The following is a 17228-nucleotide window of genomic DNA, read 5'->3' as shown; positions in this document are numbered from 1 at the left end:
CAAACGAAAACAAGAGAAGCTAGAGTCTGTCTGGTTCAATCTGAACCTGACAGACTCTAATGGCCCACTGGTGCCGCGCTGAACCGGCGTTCCAGATATTTGGAATAGCGCGACAGCGGGTAGCAGATGGCGAAATAGAACAGCGCGACCAATCCATAAACGGTGAAGGGTTGGAAGGTTGCGTTGGTGACGATGGTTCCGGCCTTCGACAACTCGACAAAGCCGATGATCGAGGTCAGGGCCGTGCCTTTGACCACCTGAACTGAAAAACCAGCGGTCGGGGCAATGGCGATCCGCATGGCCTGCGGTAGGATGATCAGCCGCATCTGCTGGCGATAGGTGAGGGCCAGGCTGGTGCCTGCCTCCCACTGGCCTTTCGGCATGGCTTCGACGCAGCCGCGCCAGATCTCGGTCAGAAACGCGGCGGTCCAGCAGGTCAGCGCCACACCCGCGGCCAGCCAGGCGGGAACGTCAATGCCGAACAGGCCGAGACCGAAAAAGGCGATGAACAGCTGCATCAGCAGCGGCGTACCCTGAAAAAACTCGATGAAGCCGCGCGCGAAGATCCTGGACATGCGCTGTTTGGCAATGCGCAGCATCAACAGCACCAGTCCCAGCGCTCCGCCACAGATGAAGGACACCAGTGACAGAACCAGGGTCCAGCGGGCAGCCAGCAACAGATTGCGGGCAATATCCCAGAGGGTGAACTCAATCATCGTGTCGCCCCTTTCGGGAAGATCTGCCTACCGAGCAGCGCCAGCAATTGCCGAAGGCCGATGGCCAGCAACAGATATACAGCGGTGGAGATCATGTAGGCTTCAAAGGCTCGGAAGGTGCGCGACTGGATGAAATTGGCGGCAAAAGTCAGGTCTTCGGCGGCAATCTGCGACACGACGGCGGAACCGAGCATGACGATGACCAATTGAGACGATAGCGCCGGCCAGATTCGTTGCAGAGCCGGAACCAGAATGATCAGCCGGAAGGTTTGCAGCGGCCTGAGCGCCAGCGCGGTCCCGGCCTCGAACTGGCCCTTCGGTGTTGCCTCGATCCCGGCCCGGATGATTTCGCAGCTATAGGCGCCGAGATTGATGATCATCGCCAGATTGGCGGCTTCCATCTCGGAAAGCTTCAGTCCGGTCGAGGGTAGGCCGAAAAAGATGAAGAACAGCTGGATCAGGAACGGCGTATTGCGGATCAACTCCACATAGGCGGCAACCGGAGGTTTGATCCATTTCGGTCCCAAGGCCCGCGCCCAGGCGCAGGCGATGCCGAAGGCAATGCCGACGACACCACCGACCAGGGTCAACTCGACCGTTACCCCGATCCCTTTGAGGATGATCGGGTAGTATTCCCCAAACCAGCTGAAATCGAAAATATAATGCATGATGAAACCTGCTGGCAAAGCGGGTTATTCTGCTTTGCTGCCATGTCTATTCTGCACAATCACCTCAGCCACACGGCTGCGGGTGATTGTGCAGCAAATGGATGTTTCGTCCTGATCAGAGATCGGCGGGAAGCGGCGCGCCCAGCCATTTTTCGGAAATCTTGCTCAGCGAGCCATCGGCCTTGGCCTCGGCGATAATGGTATTGATCTTTTCCGTCAGCGCCGGTTCGTTCTTGTTGAAGCCGATAAAGCAGGGCGAGTTCTTGATCAGGAACTTCGGCTCCGGACGCTTCGGCGGGTTCTTGGCGAGAATAGCGGCAGCGACGACATTGCCGGTGGCAACCGCATCGACCTGGCCGGAGAGAAAGGCGGAAATCGTGCCGTTATTGTCCTCATAGCGCTTGATGACGGCGTCGGACGGCGCAACCTTGGTCAGTTCCAGATCCTCGACCGCGCCACGGGTAACGCCGACCGACTTGCCCGACAGATCGGCAGCGGACTTGATGGCGGTATCCGCGGGCGCAAACACGCCATTATAGAAAGGCGCATAGGCGGTGGAGAAGTCCACGACCTTTTCACGGTCTGGATTCTTGCCGAGGCTTGAAATGACCAGATCAACCTTGTTGGTCTGCAAATAGGGAATGCGGTTGGCGCTGGTGACCGGCACCAGTTCCAGCTTGACGCCCAATTTCTTGGCAATCAGCGCTGCGGTATCGATGTCATATCCGACGGGCTGCATATCGGTGCCGACGCTGCCAAATGGCGGAAAGTCCTGCGGCACCGCCACTTTCAGCGTACCCCGCTTGGTAATGTCGCTCAGCGCATCGGCATGGGCCGGCAGGACGGCGGCAAAGGTGGCAAGGGAAAGGCCAAGGGCAAGCAGGGTACGACGATGCATAGGATGCTCCGGATTGATATGATGCACAACTTGAAGCAATTGCTATGCCACTATGCAAAAAGCCGCCCGGTAAGGGCGGCTCTGGATCGGGTCTGAATTGGCTGCGTGCATTTGCGCAAAATTTGGGCAATATCCGGCCAATGGGTAATCACGTCTCCTCGTAAGGCGTGAAACTTGGATCAGCGAGATCGGCAAAGCGGGTAAACTGCGCCTGGAAGGCCAGTTTGACGGTGCCGGTCGGTCCATGACGCTGCTTGGCGATGATCACGTCCGCCGTGCCGCGCACTTTTTCCATCTGGGCTTCCCATTCGGGATATTTGGGGTCGCCCTGGTCGCGGGGTTCGAGGTTCTGCACATAATATTCCTCACGGAACACGAACATCACCACGTCGGCGTCCTGCTCGATCGAACCTGATTCACGAAGGTCGGAGAGCTGAGGACGCTTGTCGTCGCGGCTTTCCACCTGACGCGACAGCTGCGACAGCGCGATGATCGGCACGTTCAACTCCTTGCCGAGCGCTTTCAGGCCGGTGGTGATCTGGGTGATTTCCTGGACGCGGTTTTCCCCTGACTTGCCTGAGCCGGTCATCAGCTGAATATAGTCCACGACAAGACAATCGAGGCCGCGCTGGCGCTTCAGGCGGCGTGCCCGGGCGGAAAGCTGGGCGATAGAAATACCACCGGTCTGGTCGATGAACAGCGGGACTTTCTGCATGGTTTGGGAAAAGCCAACCAGCTTTTCAAAATCCTGCTCGGTAATATCGCCGCGGCGGATTTTCGAGGAGGACACTTCGGTCTGCTCGGACATGATACGGGTGGCGAGCTGTTCGGACGACATTTCAAGCGAATAGAAGCCAACCACACCGCCGTTTTTGGCTTTGAAGGAGCCATCCGGCTGCACTTCCGGCTCGTAAGAGGCGGCGATGTTCCAGGCGATATTGGTGGCAAGCGAGGTCTTACCCATGCCGGGACGTCCGGCCAGCACGATCAAGTCGGAGCGCTGTAAACCGCCCATTTTGCTATCAAGCGAATGGATGCCGGTGGAAATGCCGGACAAATGACCATCGCGCTCAAACGCGGCACCGGCCATATCGACCGCCTGGGCTACCGCATCGTTGAAGGACTGGAAGCCGCCGTCATAGCGGCCGTTTTCGGCGAGATCGAACAGCCGTCGCTCGGTATCTTCGATCTGCGCCTGCGGCGGCATGTCGAGCGGCGCGTCGAAGGCGATATTGACCATGTCTTCGCCGATGGTGATCAGCGCGCGGCGCAGGGCCAGATCGTAGATCGCCCGGCCATAGTCCTCGGCATTGATGATCGACACGGCTTCCGACGCCAGCCGCGCCAGATATTGGGCAATGGTGAAATCGCCGATTTTCTGGTCTGAGGGCAGGAAGGTCTTGATCGTCACCGGATTGGCGGTCTTGCCCATGCGGATAATGTCGGAGGCGACCTCGTAGATCTTCCGGTGCAGTCCCTCATGAAAATGCGGGGGTTTGAGAAAATCCGAGACACGATAATAGGCATCGTTATTGACCAGAATGGCGCCAAGCAAAGCCTGTTCGGCCTCGATATTGTTCGGGGCTTCCCGGTAATGGGGCTCTGCCGGCTGGGCAGGATTTAACCTGCGCGCAACATCGTTCATGGGCTTTATCCGTTCTCTCTCGCTGGAAGCTGCATTCCTATCGATCCTGTGGGGCGGTTAAAGGGCGCATTGCGATAAACACAGTAGTTCACAGGCCTGATGCGCCAGGGCAGAAAAAAACAAGCTGAACCCGCTTTTTCCATTGACTGTGGCATGGCGCGACTCAGTTCTTTAGGTGCCTATTTTAACCCGATCCGCACAAAAAAACGCCCGGAAAATCCGGGCGTCTCTTCAATCGATAAGGACGAATATCTTATTCGTCGTCGCCATCGCGGTCGGCATCCGGATCGAAGAAGTCTTCCGGACGCAGCGCGTCTTCGTCCACGCCGTAGATGGCGTCGGCGGAGGTGAGGCTTTCGCCCTTGGCCTGACGCTCGGCTTCTTCAGCAGAACGGGCAACGTTGATTTCGATAGCGATTTCAACTTCGGCATGCAGGTGCATGGTCACGTTGTGCAGGCCGATGGTCTTGATCGGGTTGTTCAGCTCGACCTGGTTGCGCGAAACGGTAAAGCCTTCGGCAGCCAGAGCTTCGATGATGTCGCGAGCCGCAACCGAACCGTAGAGCTGGCCGGTTTCGCCAGCCGAACGGACGACGATGAACGACTTGCCGTTCAGAACGTCAGCAACGGTCTGGGCTTCGGACTTGCGCTCCAGGTTGCGGGCTTCGAGGGTGGCGCGTTCGGCGTCGAAACGGGCCTTGTTGGCGGCATTGGCGCGCAGCGCCTTGCCGGTTGGCAGCAGGTAGTTACGGGCAAAGCCGTCGCGAACCTTGACCACTTCGCCCATCTGGCCAAGCTTGGCGATGCGCTCGAGAAGAATGACTTGCATGCTATGTTCCTTTCAATTCAAGTTGGGCAATTCAAGTTTGGAAGCTCATGTTTCGGGTGTGTTACCGTCATCGGACTTGCTGTCTGAATCAGGTTTGCTACCCGCATCGGTTTTTCCTGTTGTCCTTGGAGGGGTGAGGGCAACGGTCCGTCGTGTGTCGATAAGGCCGAGAATGACGATGAAGAAGGCCGGAAAGGCGAGGAGAGACGCCATATAGGTGAGGATCAGCGCCGGGATACGCCATTCCTTGCCACGGGTGCGTTGATGCAGCGATGCGAAGCCGCCGAGCAGGAAGCCTGCCCCAAACGTGCCACAGACAGTTGCGCCGATCAGGGCCGGAACGCCGCCAATAAAGCAGGCGACAATACCAGCCAGGAAGATGAACGGCGCATTGCGGTTCATGCGCAGCGCCGAGGGAATATCCTCGCGCGGACGCAACGCATTGCCTGATGCCGCCACAATCCGACTTGCCAGATAGTAAGCGGCAAACAGCATGATGACCCACATGCCGCCCTGCACGATCGGCAGGGTCAACAGCATGGTGGACTTGATCCCAGCTGTGCTGCCCATGGTGGCGGCAACGGTCGGATCGCGCTCGGTCAGCGATTGCATCAGCGCATCGATCATGTTGCTGACCAGTTCAGCATCATAGCCGATCATCACGCCAAGGAAGATCACGCCGATGCAGACCAACCCGCAGAGATGCATGAGGATATCCGACAAGGGATACCAGGCGAGCAGCTTGTCCGGGCCACCGATTTCAGACGCCGGGCGGGCGAGATTGGCGAGATGGCTGATCCAGCCAGCTGGCAGCAGGGTAAACACCGCCATGGCGCAGGCAAACAGTGGCGAGACCGCCAGCGCGCCAGCAAAGGCCGCGGTAACGATGGCGACGATGGCGGGGACATTGCCCCAGCGCAGGCCGACAATCATCACGGGCAGGGCAGATGCCGCATAGAAAACAGACGAAAAAGACGGTTGTGCATTGGCCGCCAGCACCAGAAAGATGGCGGTCACGCCGGCGAGAAAGCCGGTCAGCAGCAATTTTCCGTCCAATTGTTTCACGTCGCTGTCCTGCGCCTGGCAGTTAGAGGGCGATACCGTCAAGCGGCCTGCACCTCAACATGGGATTTATCCGTTCCGATCCACGCCCATCGCGGAAGGGAGACGGCCCCCGAAAACGGGAGCCGCAAAAGTCACGTCAGCTTAATATTAAGCGACAACGTAAGGCAGCAGGCCGAGGAAGCGGGCGCGCTTGATGGCCTTGGCCAGCTCGCGCTGCTTCTTCTGCGAAACAGCCGTGATCCGCGAAGGAACGATCTTGCCGCGCTCGGAAATGTAGCGCTGCAACAGACGTACGTCCTTGTAGTCGATCTTCGGAGCGTTGGCGCCGGAGAAAGGGCAGGTCTTGCGACGGCGATGGAACGGACGACGAACCGTGGAAGAGGAAACTTCAGCCATAGTCAAATCTCCTTATGCGCGATCTTCGCGCGGACGGCGCGGACGATCACCAAAGCTTTCACGGCCACCTTCACGGGGACCACGATCACCGCGGTCGCCACGATCAGGACGGTCGCCATCGCGGCGCGGACGGTCGTCGCGGTCGCGCTTCTGCATCATGGCAGACGGGCCTTCTTCGTGGGCTTCAACGGCGATGGTCATGTAACGAAGAACGTCTTCGTTGATGCGCATCTGACGCTCGACTTCGTGCACGGCAGCAGCCGGTGCATCGATGTCCATCAGAGCGTAGTGAGCCTTGCGGTTCTTGTTGATGCGGTAGGTCAGGGACTTCAGGCCCCAGTTTTCTACGCGCCCGACTTTGCCGCCATTTGCTTCGATAACACCCTTGTACTGTTCTACGAGGGCATCAACCTGCTGTGCGGACATATCCTGCCGGGCAAGGAATACATGTTCATAAAGAGCCATGATAGCTTTGCCTTTCTTGCTGTGATCATCACCCGGATCGGCGCTAAGCCTCAACGACTGCTCCTGATCGGGCAAGGCCCGGGGCAAGAAAAGCGTTGTACGAGACGGTCGAGAGCGGAGACACGGGAGGCCGAAACGCTTTTCGTTTCTGACGGCAAAACAAGTCTGCCGGCCCTCCGTTCAGCCACCAGCCAAAAGACCGGGTGTTGCGAACAGCGGGCTTATAGCTGGTTTCAGCCGGAAAGCAAGCAAAAAGCTGGGGAAACGTAACGGTTGTGCGCCGAGGTAATATTATAAGATGGGGCTCTTACCTAAGCCGATCCTTGACGGCGGCCTTGATTTCATCCGGCACCAGACTTTCAGGCACGTCCACGGACTGGTCGCCGAAACGCGACGGCCAGACGATGCGGTAGCGAAATCCATCCGCTACGGCTGCTGTTTGAGGCACCGAATGCCGGAAAAACTCTTCGATCAGCTGTTTTTCGGCCGCGCTCAGTTTTTCGACGGCGCAGACCCCATCGCTGCGCAATGCCGATCTTGCTCCGCCGAAGCCAGCAAAGCCGCCCATTTTTTCAAGAATGAGTTCATCCATACGTTCTTGACCTTTACGGCCCTGATCGATGCCGCCGTGATCCTGGCAAACGCATCAGACCGAAGCACTTTGCAAACCCACTTCGCTCCAGGCGGTATTGAGCACCTCTGCGAGCGATCCATCTCCTGGATAAAGCCTGGCAGCTCCGGCCCGGGTCGCATCGGCAAATTCCGCCATGGTCATGTCCGGGTTGCTACCATTCTTTGTGAGTGCATCATACCATATTTGTCCGGCCTTGTCCCAGCTTTTGCCGCCGATGCGGGTGGCGGTCAGATAAAAGGCGCGGTTGGCGATGCCGCTGCTCTCATGTGGGTCCATGCCATCGCGATAATCGCTGAAATGGCTGATCTGCTCGGCCATGCAATGGGATGCTTCAGGATTGGCCATGTCGCGCAAGCAAGTATATTTCTGCCGGGCCGTCGGGCCGAGAATGTCATTGCCGATCAGCCAGTCGGCCTCATCGGCATTCTGATCTTTCGTCCATTGCTTGAACATGCTGCCGAACACATCCGAGAGGCTTTCATTCAGCCCGCCCGGTTGGTTTTCATAGTCGAGGCCCAGGGTATATTGGGTGATGCCATGGGTCAGTTCATGGCCGACCACATCGGCGCTTTCACAAAAGGGGGTGAAAATCTCCCCGTCGCCATCGCCATAGGCCATTTGTGAGCCGTTCCAGAAGGCGTTGTTGTAATCCCTGCCATAATGCACCGAAGACAGGATGGTCATGCCATTGCCGTCGATGGAGTTGCGCTTTAAAACGCTGCTATAAAATTGCTCCACCCCGGTTGTGGTGTCGAATGTGGTTTTCACCTGGGCATCCGTTGAAGAGCCGGGATTGACGATCTGCACGCCGGGAAGGGTCATGCCGTTATTGCAGGTATAGACCGGGATATCAGGCGCTTGGGCCACGATAACGGAAAATGCCCGGAAAGGCCGCTTGGCAATAGTCAGTTGCCTGGCGCTGTCTCGAAACTGGCGCAGTTGATGGTCGTGATGCATGGTTTCCTGTAACCGCTCGCGGACGGCGGCTGGAAAATCCTGGTCATGCGACAGGGCAATCAGCACTTTTTCGGGAATGATTTGGCAATAGCGGCACATGGTAACCTCCATGATTGATCAGATTTCCACCGAGGGGAGTATAAAGTGTCGTTAAAATTTATTCGGGAAAACGATCAAGATGCCAGCAGGTTCCATGCCGTGCCAGACAAAGTCGCGGGCACGCCAAGGACATCACGCGGTTTTTGAAAGAGCGATCAGGCCGGTTTGATCTGGAGGGTCAGGTAGCCATCCTGATTGGCAAATGCAAAGCTCGGGGTTGAGCCTTTAGCCGCCGCGCCGTCAAAGGTCACGGTCATCTTGTCGGACGATCCTGCAAAGGTCAGGATCAGGCTATTGGTGCTGGCGGTGACAGTGATATCGCCCTGCTGAAATCCACCCAGTTGCAGGGAGAGTGGCCCATCCGTGGTGATGGTGTCCTGACCGTCGCCAGCGGCAAAGGCATATTCGGCCACGCTATTGCTGCCGGGTTTTTGGTGGATGGTCACCTTATCATTGCCGGTGCCGCCGGAGGCGAAAAATCGGCTGCCTTCGAGATACATTATATCGTCGCCAGCACCGCCATCGATATTGGCAAGCGTGTCGCCGGAGGCTTTGATCGTGTCGTTCCCGTCGCCGCCCGTTACCGTCATGATCAGCGATCCGGTTAACTGGATATCGTCATCACCGGCTCCGCCGTCGATCTCCGAGAGCAGGGTGGCACTGGCCTTCAGGCTGTCCTTGCCGTCGCCAAGTGAGATACCCGCCATGGCGGCGCTTTTGGCCACCAGGCTGTCATCGCCATTGCCGGTCTCGACCTGATAAACGCCGCGACCGGTAAAGGTCAGGCTGTCATTACCGTCCGTGCCGCTGACACTTGTAATATAGCCAAGGCTTTCGCTGACATCAGCCTGGTCGGCGCTGCCGCCATCGCCAAGGCTGAGAATTTCGATGATGCGGGCCAATGCCCTTTGCCCGGCGCTGTCGGAAACTGTCCCACGATCCGATGGGCTATGGCCGGTGTTTGTCGTTGTTGTGGGTTTGGCCGGGCTGCTGCCGGAAAACAGCTGGCTTGCATAGGCCACGGCATTGGGGTCGCGGTAGAAACTGTTGATCGTGCTCATTTGCGCTTTCCGTGCCCGGTGCGAGCCACAAGATAAGAGCACACTTATATATAAAGATACGTAAAGCCACTCCTGCCTGCAAATGCGGTGAGCAAACGGTTAACGAAAAAAGGGGCGGGATATCTCCCACCCCTATGGTTATTCTTGGCTTTGCTCGCCAAAAAACGGTCAGATCGGCATGGGATACTGCCGATAAATCGCGCCAATACCCTTCATCACCTCATCGGACAGGGTGACGTCCGCAGCGCCGATATTGGTTTTCAGCTGCTCCATGCTGGTCGCGCCAATAATAACCGAGGCCATGAAGGGACGTGTCAGGCAGAAGGCCAGCGCCATTTGCGACGGGTCGAGACCATGCTGCTTCGCCAGTTCCAGATAGGCGCGGGTGGCGGGTTCCTGATGGGGTGTCAGACGGCCACCGATATCGCCGTTGATTGAGCCGCGTGATCCGGCGGGCTTTGCACCATCCAGGTATTTGCCGCTCAGGATACCACCTGCCAGCGGCGAATAGGACAGCAGCCCGACCTGTTCATGATGGGACAGTTCCGCCATGTCGAGATCGTGCGGACGGTAAAGCAGGTTATATTCGTTCTGCACGCTGGCGACGCGAGGAAGGCCTTTTTCTTCGGCAATCGATAGAAATTTCTGCGTCCCCCAGGTGGTTTCGTTCGACAGGCCGATGGCGCGGATCTTGCCAGCGGTGACGCAATCCTGGAGCGCCTCAAGCTTTTCGGTGATTTCGGCCAGCACCTGGGCGCGGTTCTGGTTGGATGGATCATAGCCCCAGACACCACGGAAATGATAATGACCCCGATTAGGCCAATGAATTTGATAGAGGTCGATATAATCGGTTTTCAGCCGCATCAGGCTGGCATCGACCGCCTCACGGATCGTGTCGGCATTGATCGGCGCACCACCCCGGATATAGGGCCGCCCGGCCCCTGCAACCTTGGTCGCCAGGACCACATCCTTGCGTTTTCCGGTTTTTTCAAACCACAGGCCGATCAATTTCTCGGTGTCCGTATAGGTTTCGGCAGAGAGTGGCGTGGTGGGATAAAGCTCGGCGGTGTCAAAGAAATTCACACCCTTATCAAGGGCATAGTCCATTTGTGCGAAAGCGTCTTCCTTGGTGTTCTGGCTTCCCCAGGTCATGGTGCCGAGGCAGATTGCGGAGACGGAGATATCCGTGCGGCCAAGCCTGTTATATTTCATGGTCTATGGTCTCGGTTTTGAAAAAGCTCTTTGCGAGCAGGGAGGGATCGAGGCGGAATGTAGAGGGAATTTTCCGATCCGCAAGACCCGCCAATGCACCTCCAAAGCCTGTGACTTCACCGGGGTTGAGGCGTCGATACAGCCTCGAAGGGTTGACTCTCCAGGATAGTTTGTGAATTGGAGAAGGAAATTAGCAGGGAGTACCGCATGGGTGTCGCATTTACATTTCCGGGCCAGGGCAGCCAGGTCGTCGGAATGGGCAAGGATCTGGCTGAGGCTTTTCCGGAAGCCCGCACGGTTTTTGACGAAGTGGACGATGCACTCGGCCAGAAACTGTCGGACGTGATGTGGAACGGGTCCGCTGAGGATCTGACCTTGACGGCCAATGCCCAGCCGGCGCTGATGGCTGTGTCCATTGCGGTGCTGCGGGTCATGGAAGCGCGTGGTTTTTCGCTGGCGCGCAAAGTGTCCTATGTCGCGGGCCACTCGCTCGGCGAATATTCGGCGCTCTGTGCCGCCGGCACCTTCAGCCTTGCCGATACCGCTCGCCTGTTGCGCATTCGTGGCAATGCCATGCAGGCCGCAGTTCCTGTTGGTGCCGGAGCCATGGCGGCAATCCTGGGTCTTGAACACGGCGACGTCGAAAAGGTCTGCAAGGCGGCCAGCAGCGACGGCCCGGTGCAGATTGCCAATGACAATGGCGGCGGCCAGCTGGTGATTTCCGGCGCGAAGGCTGCTGTGGAAAAGGCATCAGTGCTTGCGACGGAAAAAGGCGCCAAGCGCGCCATCATGCTGCCAGTCTCGGCGCCATTCCATTCGACGCTGATGGGGCCGGCAGCCGATGCCATGGCCCAGGCTTTGGCGACGGTCGAGATCAAGGCGCCTGTCGTGCCGTTGATCGCCAATGTCGTCGCCGTTCCGGTAAGCGACCCGAACGAGATCCGCCGCTTGTTGGTGGAGCAGGTGACGGGACAGGTGCGCTGGCGTGAAACGGTGGAGTGGTTCAGCCACAATGCCGTCTCGGTTCTCTATGAGATTGGCGCGGGCAAGGTACTGAGCGGCCTGGTGCGTCGCATCGACAAGAATATCACCGGCACAGCGGTCGGTTCACCAGCTGATATCGAAGCGGCCCTGACCGCGTTGATGTCTTAAGCCATCTGGTTTGCGGCCTGCCGGGGCTGGTAGCTTATGCCGGTCGCTTATGAATGCACAATGCAGAAGTTTCTAACATGAGGCTGGCGTTTCGCAGGGCGGAACCGGGTTTCAAGCAACAAGGATTGAACATGTTCGATTTGACCGGCCGCAAGGCCCTGGTAACCGGCGCAACCGGCGGCATTGGCGAGGAAATCGCCCGCATGCTGCATGCGCAAGGCGCAATCGTCGGTCTGCATGGCACCCGCGTCGAAAAGCTGGAGGCGCTGGCCGCCGATCTCGGCGAGCGTGTGAAGATTTTTCCCGCCAATCTCGCCGACCGCGATGAAGTGAAGGCGCTGGGCGAAAAGGCCGAAGCAGAACTGGAAGGCGTCGATATTCTCGTCAACAATGCCGGTATCACCAAGGACGGCTTGTTCGTGCGTATGTCGGATGCCGATTGGGACAGCGTGCTGGAGGTCAATCTGACCTCGACATTCCGCCTGACGCGCGAGCTTACCCATCCGATGATGCGCCGCCGCTATGGCCGGATCATCAACATCACCTCGATTGTCGGCGTGACCGGCAATCCCGGCCAGGCCAATTACTGTGCCTCCAAGGCTGGCATGATCGGCTTTTCCAAGTCGCTGGCCCAGGAAATTGCCGCGCGCAACGTCACGGTCAACTGTATTGCGCCGGGCTTTATCGAAAGTGCCATGACTGGCAAGCTGAACGATAAGCAGAAAGACACCATTATGGGGGCAATCCCCATGAAACGCATGGGAACGGGAGCCGAGATTGCGTCTGCCGTTCTCTACCTGGCCTCTTCGGAAGCGAGCTATGTCACCGGCCAGACACTGCATGTGAATGGTGGCATGGCAATGATCTGAAGACAAGCCAAAACCCGGTTAATTGGTCTGGGAACAACCAGAGGGCATCGATTTTCGGGCTTTCCGGCAGACTTAAACCATGTTAATCGGGCGGGGACTGTGAGCAGTCGTCCCGGAAATGGCCAGAAAATGGCCACGAAATGGAAGGTCTTGCGCCTGACCGTGAGCACGGAACGAACGTGTGCAGAGCGGGTTCAACGCAAATGCCGGCGACGTCTTCGGACCCGCGGGCGCAAAACAGGGTGGGAACGTCATCACGGCATTCCCTTTTATATTAGAGGTCGAGGAAACCGACATGAGCGATATCGCAGAACGCGTAAAGAAAATTGTTATTGACCATCTGGGCGTTGAAGCCGACAAGGTCGTAGAAGGCGCAAGCTTCATCGACGATCTCGGTGCAGACTCGCTCGACACGGTCGAACTGGTCATGGCGTTCGAAGAAGAATTCGGCGTCGAGATCCCCGACGATGCAGCTGACTCCATCCTCACGGTTGGCGACGCTGTCAAGTTCATCGAAAAGGCTCAGGCTTGATCCTTGATCTTCCTGAGAGGGGCGGGCGCCTGTCCGCCCCCTTCAAAGGACCTGCAAGCAAATCATGCACCTGCGGTTCTGTTTGTTTTGACGTTGTTTTCAGGTTTCACAGTCGTACCGCATCCTGGATGACGGGCAATCGGGCTGGAAATCTCTAATCCGTTGCATGTTTTCACCTTCAATCGAGGCGGATTGAGGGGGCATGCGTTAGCATTTGATTGTTTGAGTGGGGTGAACGGGCGAATGAGACGTGTCGTTATCACCGGTACCGGCATGGTATCTCCTCTTGGCTGCGGTACGGACGTCACCTGGACGCGGCTTCTTGCCGGCCAGAACGCTGCCCGCAAGGTAACCGAATTCGAGGTCGAGGATCTTCCGGCCAAGATCGCGTGCCGCCTTCCCTTTGGCGACGGTACAGACGGCACCTTCAATGCCGATGACTGGATGGAGCCCAAGGAACAGCGCAAGGTCGATCCGTTTATCGTTTATGCGATGGCCGCTGCTGAAATGGCATTGGCCGATGCTGACTGGAAACCCCAGACCGACGAGGATCAGATTGCTACCGGCGTGCTGATCGGTTCGGGTATTGGTGGCATCGAAGGCATTGTCGAAGCCGGCTATACGCTGCGCGACAAAGGTCCGCGTCGCATTTCCCCCTTCTTCATTCCTGGCCGTCTGATCAACTTGGCCTCCGGTCATGTTTCCATCCGCCACAAGCTGCGCGGTCCAAACCATTCGGTGGTCACCGCCTGTTCGACGGGTGCCCATGCCATCGGAGATGCCAGCCGGTTCATCGCCTTTGGCGATGCCGACGTGATGGTGGCCGGTGGTGCTGAATCGCCGATCAGCCGGATTTCGCTGGCCGGTTTTGCCGCCTGCAAGGCCCTGTCCACCCAGCATAACGACGATCCGCAAAAGGCCTCGCGCCCCTATGACAGAGACCGCGACGGTTTCGTGATGGGCGAGGGCGCCGGGATCGTGGTGCTTGAGGAGTTGGAACATGCCAAGGCGCGTGGTGCCAAGATCTATGCCGAAGTGGTGGGCTATGGCCTGTCCGGCGATGCATTCCATATCACGGCACCTGCGGAAGATGGCGATGGCGCATTTCGATGCATGACCATGGCACTGAAGCGCGCTGGGATGACGGCTGCCGATATCGACTATATCAATGCCCATGGCACATCGACCATGGCCGATACGATCGAGCTTGGCGCTGTCGAGCGGCTGGTCGGTGCGTCCGCCTCGAAGATTTCGATGTCCTCGACCAAATCGGCGATCGGGCATCTTCTGGGGGCAGCCGGTGCCGTCGAAGCGATCTTCTCGGCGCTTACCATTCGGGACGGCATCGTTCCACCGACGCTGAATCTCGATACGCCGGATGTGGACAGTGCCATCGACCTGGTGCCGCATAAGGCTCGTAAGCGCGATGTGCGTGTGGCGTTGTCGAATTCCTTCGGGTTCGGTGGCACCAATGCATCGCTGGTGCTGCGCCGCTTCGAAGGCTAGAGTTTGCCTGAGGAAAAGCGGAGACCGGTTTTCCCGAAAAGACTAACGGCAGCTTCGTGAGCGACGGGCCAAACGCTTGTGCTTCTGTGATTCAGGCCTTGGTCATGCTCTCAATCTCGACCAGTCGGAAAAATAGATCCCCTGCCTTTTCTGAAGGGCAGGGGTAGAGTATGAAGCTCTGCCGGGCCGATGCTGTTTCGTGGTAAGGGCAGAGGATGGGCTTGAAGGTCTGGTTTCAACCCCTGCCGTCGCTACAACGCCGGAAGACATGTCTCCGGAACCCGCTTTTGCCGTAATGCTTGCCCAAAAGCACCATGACCGAACAGAAGAGGAGTGCCGGTGAGCGATCGCGTCGACCAGGAAGCCAACCGTTCCAGCAATGGTGGCGAACAGCAGCCCCAAAATCAAAACCAGGCGGCAAAAGGGCCTTTCATCCCCAAATCGCCCTCGGAAGCCCTGAGGCCGGAGCGGGTGCCGCAACCGCCGCGTCGTTCGCGGCGCGCGCGCAGCCAGGTGGTGGTGTTCCTGAATTTCGTGATGACCTTGCTGGTCTTTGCCTGCATTGCCGCAGTTGCTGCCTTCTATTACGTGGTCTCGGCGTTTCAGGACCCCGGTCCGCTCCCGACCAACGCCAATTTTCTGGTTCGCAACGGTGCGGGCGTCTCCGAGATCTCCACCAGCCTTGAGCGCAATGGCATGATTTCCGATGCGCGGATTTTCCGTTACATGACATCGACCTATCTGCATGACGGCGATACGTTGAAGGCTGGCGAATACGAGATCAAGGCCGGCGCTTCGATGAAGGATATTCTCGAGCTGCTGCGGTCGGGCAAATCCATTCTCTATTCGGTGACGCTGCCGGAGGGGTTGACGGTCAAGCAGATGTTCGACCGGCTGGCAAAGGATGAGACGCTGGAAGGCGATCTACCCAAGGCGCTGCCGCCAGAGGGAAGCCTGCGCCCGGATACCTATAAATTCACCCGGGGCACCAAGCGGCAGGAGGTCGTCGACCAAATGCTCGACGGACAGAAACGTCTTGTCGATCAGATCTGGGCCAATCGTTCCCCCGACCTGTCCTTGAAGACCAAGGAGCAATTCGTGGTTCTGGCCTCCATTGTCGAAAAGGAAACCGGCAAGGATGACGAGCGGGCCCATGTGGCCTCGGTGTTCCTCAACCGGCTGCAGAAGGGCATGCGGCTGCAATCGGACCCGACCATCGTCTATGGGTTGTTCGGCGGTGATGGCAAACCTGCCGACCGGCCGATCTACCAGTCGGACCTGCAGAAGCAGACGCCCTATAATACTTATGTGATCAAGGGCCTGCCGCCGGGACCGATTGCCAATCCGGGCCGAGCGGCGCTGGAGGCGGTTGCCAATCCCTGGCGCACCTCCGACCTCTATTTCGTCGCAGATGGCACCGGCGGTCACGTCTTTGCATCGACCCTGGATGAGCATAACGCCAATGTCAGGCGCTGGCGCAAGCTGGAGGCGGATCGGGGTGCAGACCCCGGCCAGGCCGTCGATGGGCAGCCCGAGGCGGACCCTGACCAAGCTCCGAAACCGGTGAAGAAAAAATAACGTGACGCGGCTGGCTGGATGATCGGTCAAACGTAGCTGCGATGGAAGACACACGATGACATTGCAATCCATGACCGGGTTCGCCCGCAATGAAGGCCAGATCGGCCGCTATCGTTTCGCCTGGGAGCTGCGTTCGGTCAATGGCAAGGGGCTGGATGTGCGGCTTCGTCTGCCGCCGGGCCTGGAAGACATGGAAACCGAGGTCAAGGCGGCGGTCGCCTTGCTGCTATCTCGTGGCAATGTGCAGGTTGGCCTGAGCCTGACGGCCAGCGACAACCGCATGGAAGCGGTGGTCAATCGCGATGCCCTTGATGCCGTGCTAGAGCTGCGTGCTCAATTGGGGCCGGGCATCGTCTCTGCCGAACCATTGTCGCTCGACACGCTTTTGTCCATCCGTGGCCTTGTCGATCTGCGCGAGGCGCAGGAGGACGGCACACAACTGGCTGCACGGCGGCAAATGCTGCTGGGAGAGCTGCAAACCGCCATCGCCGCCCTCGCCGAGATGCGGTCGCACGAGGGCCTTGCCTTGCAGGCGGTCCTGCTCGCACATATCGATGAAATCGAGCGACTGGCCTTGGTCATCGAGGCTGATCCATCCCGCAGCCCGGACGAGATCGCTCGGCGGCTCGCCACGCAGATCAGCGCATTGCTGGCGTCCGCGCCTGTTCTGGACAAGGACAGGCTCTATGCCGAGGCTGCCTTGATGGCCACCAAGGCCGATCTGCGCGAGGAGATCGACCGGTTGAAGGCGCATGTGGCTGCGGCTCGGACGCTGCTGCGCGCTGGCGGTCCGGTCGGGCGCAAGCTCGATTTTCTGGCGCAGGAATTTAATCGCGAATCGAATACCATCTGCTCCAAATCCAATTCCGCCGCGGTTACGGCGGCCGGGATCGAATTGAAGGTCGTCATCGACCAGTTCCGCGAGCAGGTCCAAAATCTGGAGTGA

18 protein-coding genes are annotated in these 17228 nt (G+C 58.3%); 6 read left to right on the top strand and 12 right to left on the bottom strand.

From position 1 onward, the window contains the following. Nucleotides 1–56: 56 nt before the first annotated feature. The 12 genes from H1Y61_RS13715 to H1Y61_RS13660 all read right to left on the bottom strand — a co-directional run bounded on the left by H1Y61_RS13715 (nucleotide 57) and on the right by H1Y61_RS13660 (nucleotide 10645). Nucleotides 57–716, bottom strand: a complete 660-nt coding sequence (locus H1Y61_RS13715; protein ID WP_180572905.1) for an amino acid ABC transporter permease — start codon at nucleotides 714–716, stop codon at nucleotides 57–59. Continuing rightward, the gene (locus H1Y61_RS13710; protein WP_180572904.1) at nucleotides 713–1384 is read right to left on the bottom strand and encodes an amino acid ABC transporter permease; all 672 of its coding nucleotides are present in this window, start codon (nucleotides 1382–1384) and stop codon (nucleotides 713–715) included. The genes H1Y61_RS13715 and H1Y61_RS13710 overlap by 4 nt, the downstream gene beginning before the upstream one ends. Before the next feature lie 115 nt (nucleotides 1385–1499). After that, on the bottom strand, nucleotides 1500–2282 hold the full coding sequence (locus H1Y61_RS13705) for a transporter substrate-binding domain-containing protein (RefSeq protein ID WP_180572903.1): 783 nt from the start codon (nucleotides 2280–2282) through the stop codon (nucleotides 1500–1502). Nucleotides 2283–2430: 148 nt separating this feature from the next. Next, a complete protein-coding gene (locus H1Y61_RS13700; protein ID WP_174110435.1) occupies nucleotides 2431–3927 on the bottom strand; it encodes a replicative DNA helicase in 1497 nt (498 codons plus the stop codon). Between the two features lie 253 nt (nucleotides 3928–4180). After that, nucleotides 4181–4756: a 50S ribosomal protein L9 gene (rplI, locus tag H1Y61_RS13695; protein ID WP_174110436.1), complete on the bottom strand. Its 576-nt coding sequence runs from the start codon at nucleotides 4754–4756 to the stop codon at nucleotides 4181–4183. Between the two features lie 45 nt (nucleotides 4757–4801). Next, on the bottom strand, nucleotides 4802–5821 hold the full coding sequence (locus H1Y61_RS13690; protein WP_180572902.1) for a DUF2232 domain-containing protein: 1020 nt from the start codon (nucleotides 5819–5821) through the stop codon (nucleotides 4802–4804). Nucleotides 5822–5968: 147 nt separating this feature from the next. Then, entirely contained in the window at nucleotides 5969–6217 is a 249-nt protein-coding gene (gene rpsR, locus H1Y61_RS13685) for a 30S ribosomal protein S18 (protein WP_015915510.1), read from the bottom strand. A 12-nt stretch (nucleotides 6218–6229) separates the two neighbouring features. Next, entirely contained in the window at nucleotides 6230–6682 is a 453-nt protein-coding gene (gene rpsF / locus H1Y61_RS13680) for a 30S ribosomal protein S6 (protein ID WP_180572901.1), read from the bottom strand. Between the two features lie 307 nt (nucleotides 6683–6989). Next, on the bottom strand, nucleotides 6990–7274 hold the full coding sequence (locus H1Y61_RS13675; RefSeq protein WP_071204693.1) for a protealysin inhibitor emfourin: 285 nt from the start codon (nucleotides 7272–7274) through the stop codon (nucleotides 6990–6992). 54 nt (nucleotides 7275–7328) lie between these two features. Continuing rightward, nucleotides 7329–8372, bottom strand: a complete 1044-nt coding sequence (locus tag H1Y61_RS13670) for a M4 family metallopeptidase (protein ID WP_235680736.1) — start codon at nucleotides 8370–8372, stop codon at nucleotides 7329–7331. A gap of 155 nt (nucleotides 8373–8527) precedes the next feature. After that, nucleotides 8528–9433 (bottom strand): RTX toxin, encoded by a 906-nt coding sequence (locus H1Y61_RS13665; protein WP_180572899.1) that lies wholly within the window; start codon nucleotides 9431–9433, stop codon nucleotides 8528–8530. 168 nt (nucleotides 9434–9601) lie between these two features. Continuing rightward, nucleotides 9602–10645, bottom strand: coding sequence for an aldo/keto reductase (locus H1Y61_RS13660; protein WP_180572898.1), 1044 nt, complete (start codon nucleotides 10643–10645; stop codon nucleotides 9602–9604). 207 nt (nucleotides 10646–10852) lie between these two features. On the opposite strand from H1Y61_RS13660, the gene fabD reads away from it, so the two are divergent. The 6 genes from fabD to H1Y61_RS13630 all read left to right on the top strand — a co-directional run bounded on the left by fabD (nucleotide 10853) and on the right by H1Y61_RS13630 (nucleotide 17228). Continuing rightward, the gene (fabD, locus tag H1Y61_RS13655; RefSeq protein WP_180572897.1) at nucleotides 10853–11797 is read left to right on the top strand and encodes an ACP S-malonyltransferase; all 945 of its coding nucleotides are present in this window, start codon (nucleotides 10853–10855) and stop codon (nucleotides 11795–11797) included. 131 nt (nucleotides 11798–11928) lie between these two features. Next, entirely contained in the window at nucleotides 11929–12666 is a 738-nt protein-coding gene (gene fabG, locus H1Y61_RS13650; protein WP_015915516.1) for a 3-oxoacyl-[acyl-carrier-protein] reductase, read from the top strand. Nucleotides 12667–12961: 295 nt separating this feature from the next. Further along, nucleotides 12962–13198 carry an acyl carrier protein gene (locus tag H1Y61_RS13645; protein WP_015915517.1) on the top strand — a complete coding sequence of 79 codons (237 nt, stop codon included), beginning with the start codon at nucleotides 12962–12964 and terminating at the stop codon, nucleotides 13196–13198. Nucleotides 13199–13441: 243 nt separating this feature from the next. Then, entirely contained in the window at nucleotides 13442–14704 is a 1263-nt protein-coding gene (gene fabF, locus H1Y61_RS13640) for a beta-ketoacyl-ACP synthase II (protein WP_180572896.1), read from the top strand. Between the two features lie 333 nt (nucleotides 14705–15037). Then, nucleotides 15038–16282, top strand: coding sequence for an endolytic transglycosylase MltG (mltG, locus tag H1Y61_RS13635; protein ID WP_409363939.1), 1245 nt, complete (start codon nucleotides 15038–15040; stop codon nucleotides 16280–16282). Nucleotides 16283–16337: 55 nt separating this feature from the next. Then, a complete protein-coding gene (locus H1Y61_RS13630) occupies nucleotides 16338–17228 on the top strand; it encodes a YicC/YloC family endoribonuclease (protein ID WP_180572895.1) in 891 nt (296 codons plus the stop codon).

The organism is Agrobacterium vitis, from assembly GCF_013426735.1.
GTDB classification, from domain to species: domain Bacteria; phylum Pseudomonadota; class Alphaproteobacteria; order Rhizobiales; family Rhizobiaceae; genus Allorhizobium; species Allorhizobium vitis_D.
The sequence above is the reverse complement of the archived record's forward strand: the minus strand, read 5'-3'. Positions and strand labels throughout refer to the sequence as shown.

Excerpts from the sequence above, each read along its gene's own strand:
- H1Y61_RS13715 (WP_180572905.1), bottom strand. The coding sequence starts at position 716 with ATGATTGAGTTCACCCTCTGGGATATTGCCCGCAATCTGTTGCTGGCT.
- H1Y61_RS13710 (WP_180572904.1), bottom strand. The coding sequence starts at position 1,384 with ATGCATTATATTTTCGATTTCAGCTGGTTTGGGGAATACTACCCGATC.
- H1Y61_RS13705 (WP_180572903.1), bottom strand. The coding sequence starts at position 2,282 with ATGCATCGTCGTACCCTGCTTGCCCTTGGCCTTTCCCTTGCCACCTTT.
- H1Y61_RS13700 (WP_174110435.1), bottom strand. The coding sequence starts at position 3,927 with ATGAACGATGTTGCGCGCAGGTTAAATCCTGCCCAGCCGGCAGAGCCC.
- rplI (WP_174110436.1), bottom strand. The coding sequence starts at position 4,756 with ATGCAAGTCATTCTTCTCGAGCGCATCGCCAAGCTTGGCCAGATGGGC.
- rpsR (WP_015915510.1), bottom strand. The coding sequence starts at position 6,217 with ATGGCTGAAGTTTCCTCTTCCACGGTTCGTCGTCCGTTCCATCGCCGT.
- rpsF (WP_180572901.1), bottom strand. The coding sequence starts at position 6,682 with ATGGCTCTTTATGAACATGTATTCCTTGCCCGGCAGGATATGTCCGCA.
- H1Y61_RS13675 (WP_071204693.1), bottom strand. The coding sequence starts at position 7,274 with ATGGATGAACTCATTCTTGAAAAAATGGGCGGCTTTGCTGGCTTCGGC.
- H1Y61_RS13670 (WP_235680736.1), bottom strand. The coding sequence starts at position 8,372 with ATGTGCCGCTATTGCCAAATCATTCCCGAAAAAGTGCTGATTGCCCTG.
- H1Y61_RS13665 (WP_180572899.1), bottom strand. The coding sequence starts at position 9,433 with ATGAGCACGATCAACAGTTTCTACCGCGACCCCAATGCCGTGGCCTAT.
- H1Y61_RS13660 (WP_180572898.1), bottom strand. The coding sequence starts at position 10,645 with ATGAAATATAACAGGCTTGGCCGCACGGATATCTCCGTCTCCGCAATC.
- fabD (WP_180572897.1), top strand. The coding sequence starts at position 10,853 with ATGGGTGTCGCATTTACATTTCCGGGCCAGGGCAGCCAGGTCGTCGGA.
- fabG (WP_015915516.1), top strand. The coding sequence starts at position 11,929 with ATGTTCGATTTGACCGGCCGCAAGGCCCTGGTAACCGGCGCAACCGGC.
- H1Y61_RS13645 (WP_015915517.1), top strand. The coding sequence starts at position 12,962 with ATGAGCGATATCGCAGAACGCGTAAAGAAAATTGTTATTGACCATCTG.
- fabF (WP_180572896.1), top strand. The coding sequence starts at position 13,442 with ATGAGACGTGTCGTTATCACCGGTACCGGCATGGTATCTCCTCTTGGC.
- H1Y61_RS13630 (WP_180572895.1), top strand. The coding sequence starts at position 16,338 with ATGACATTGCAATCCATGACCGGGTTCGCCCGCAATGAAGGCCAGATC.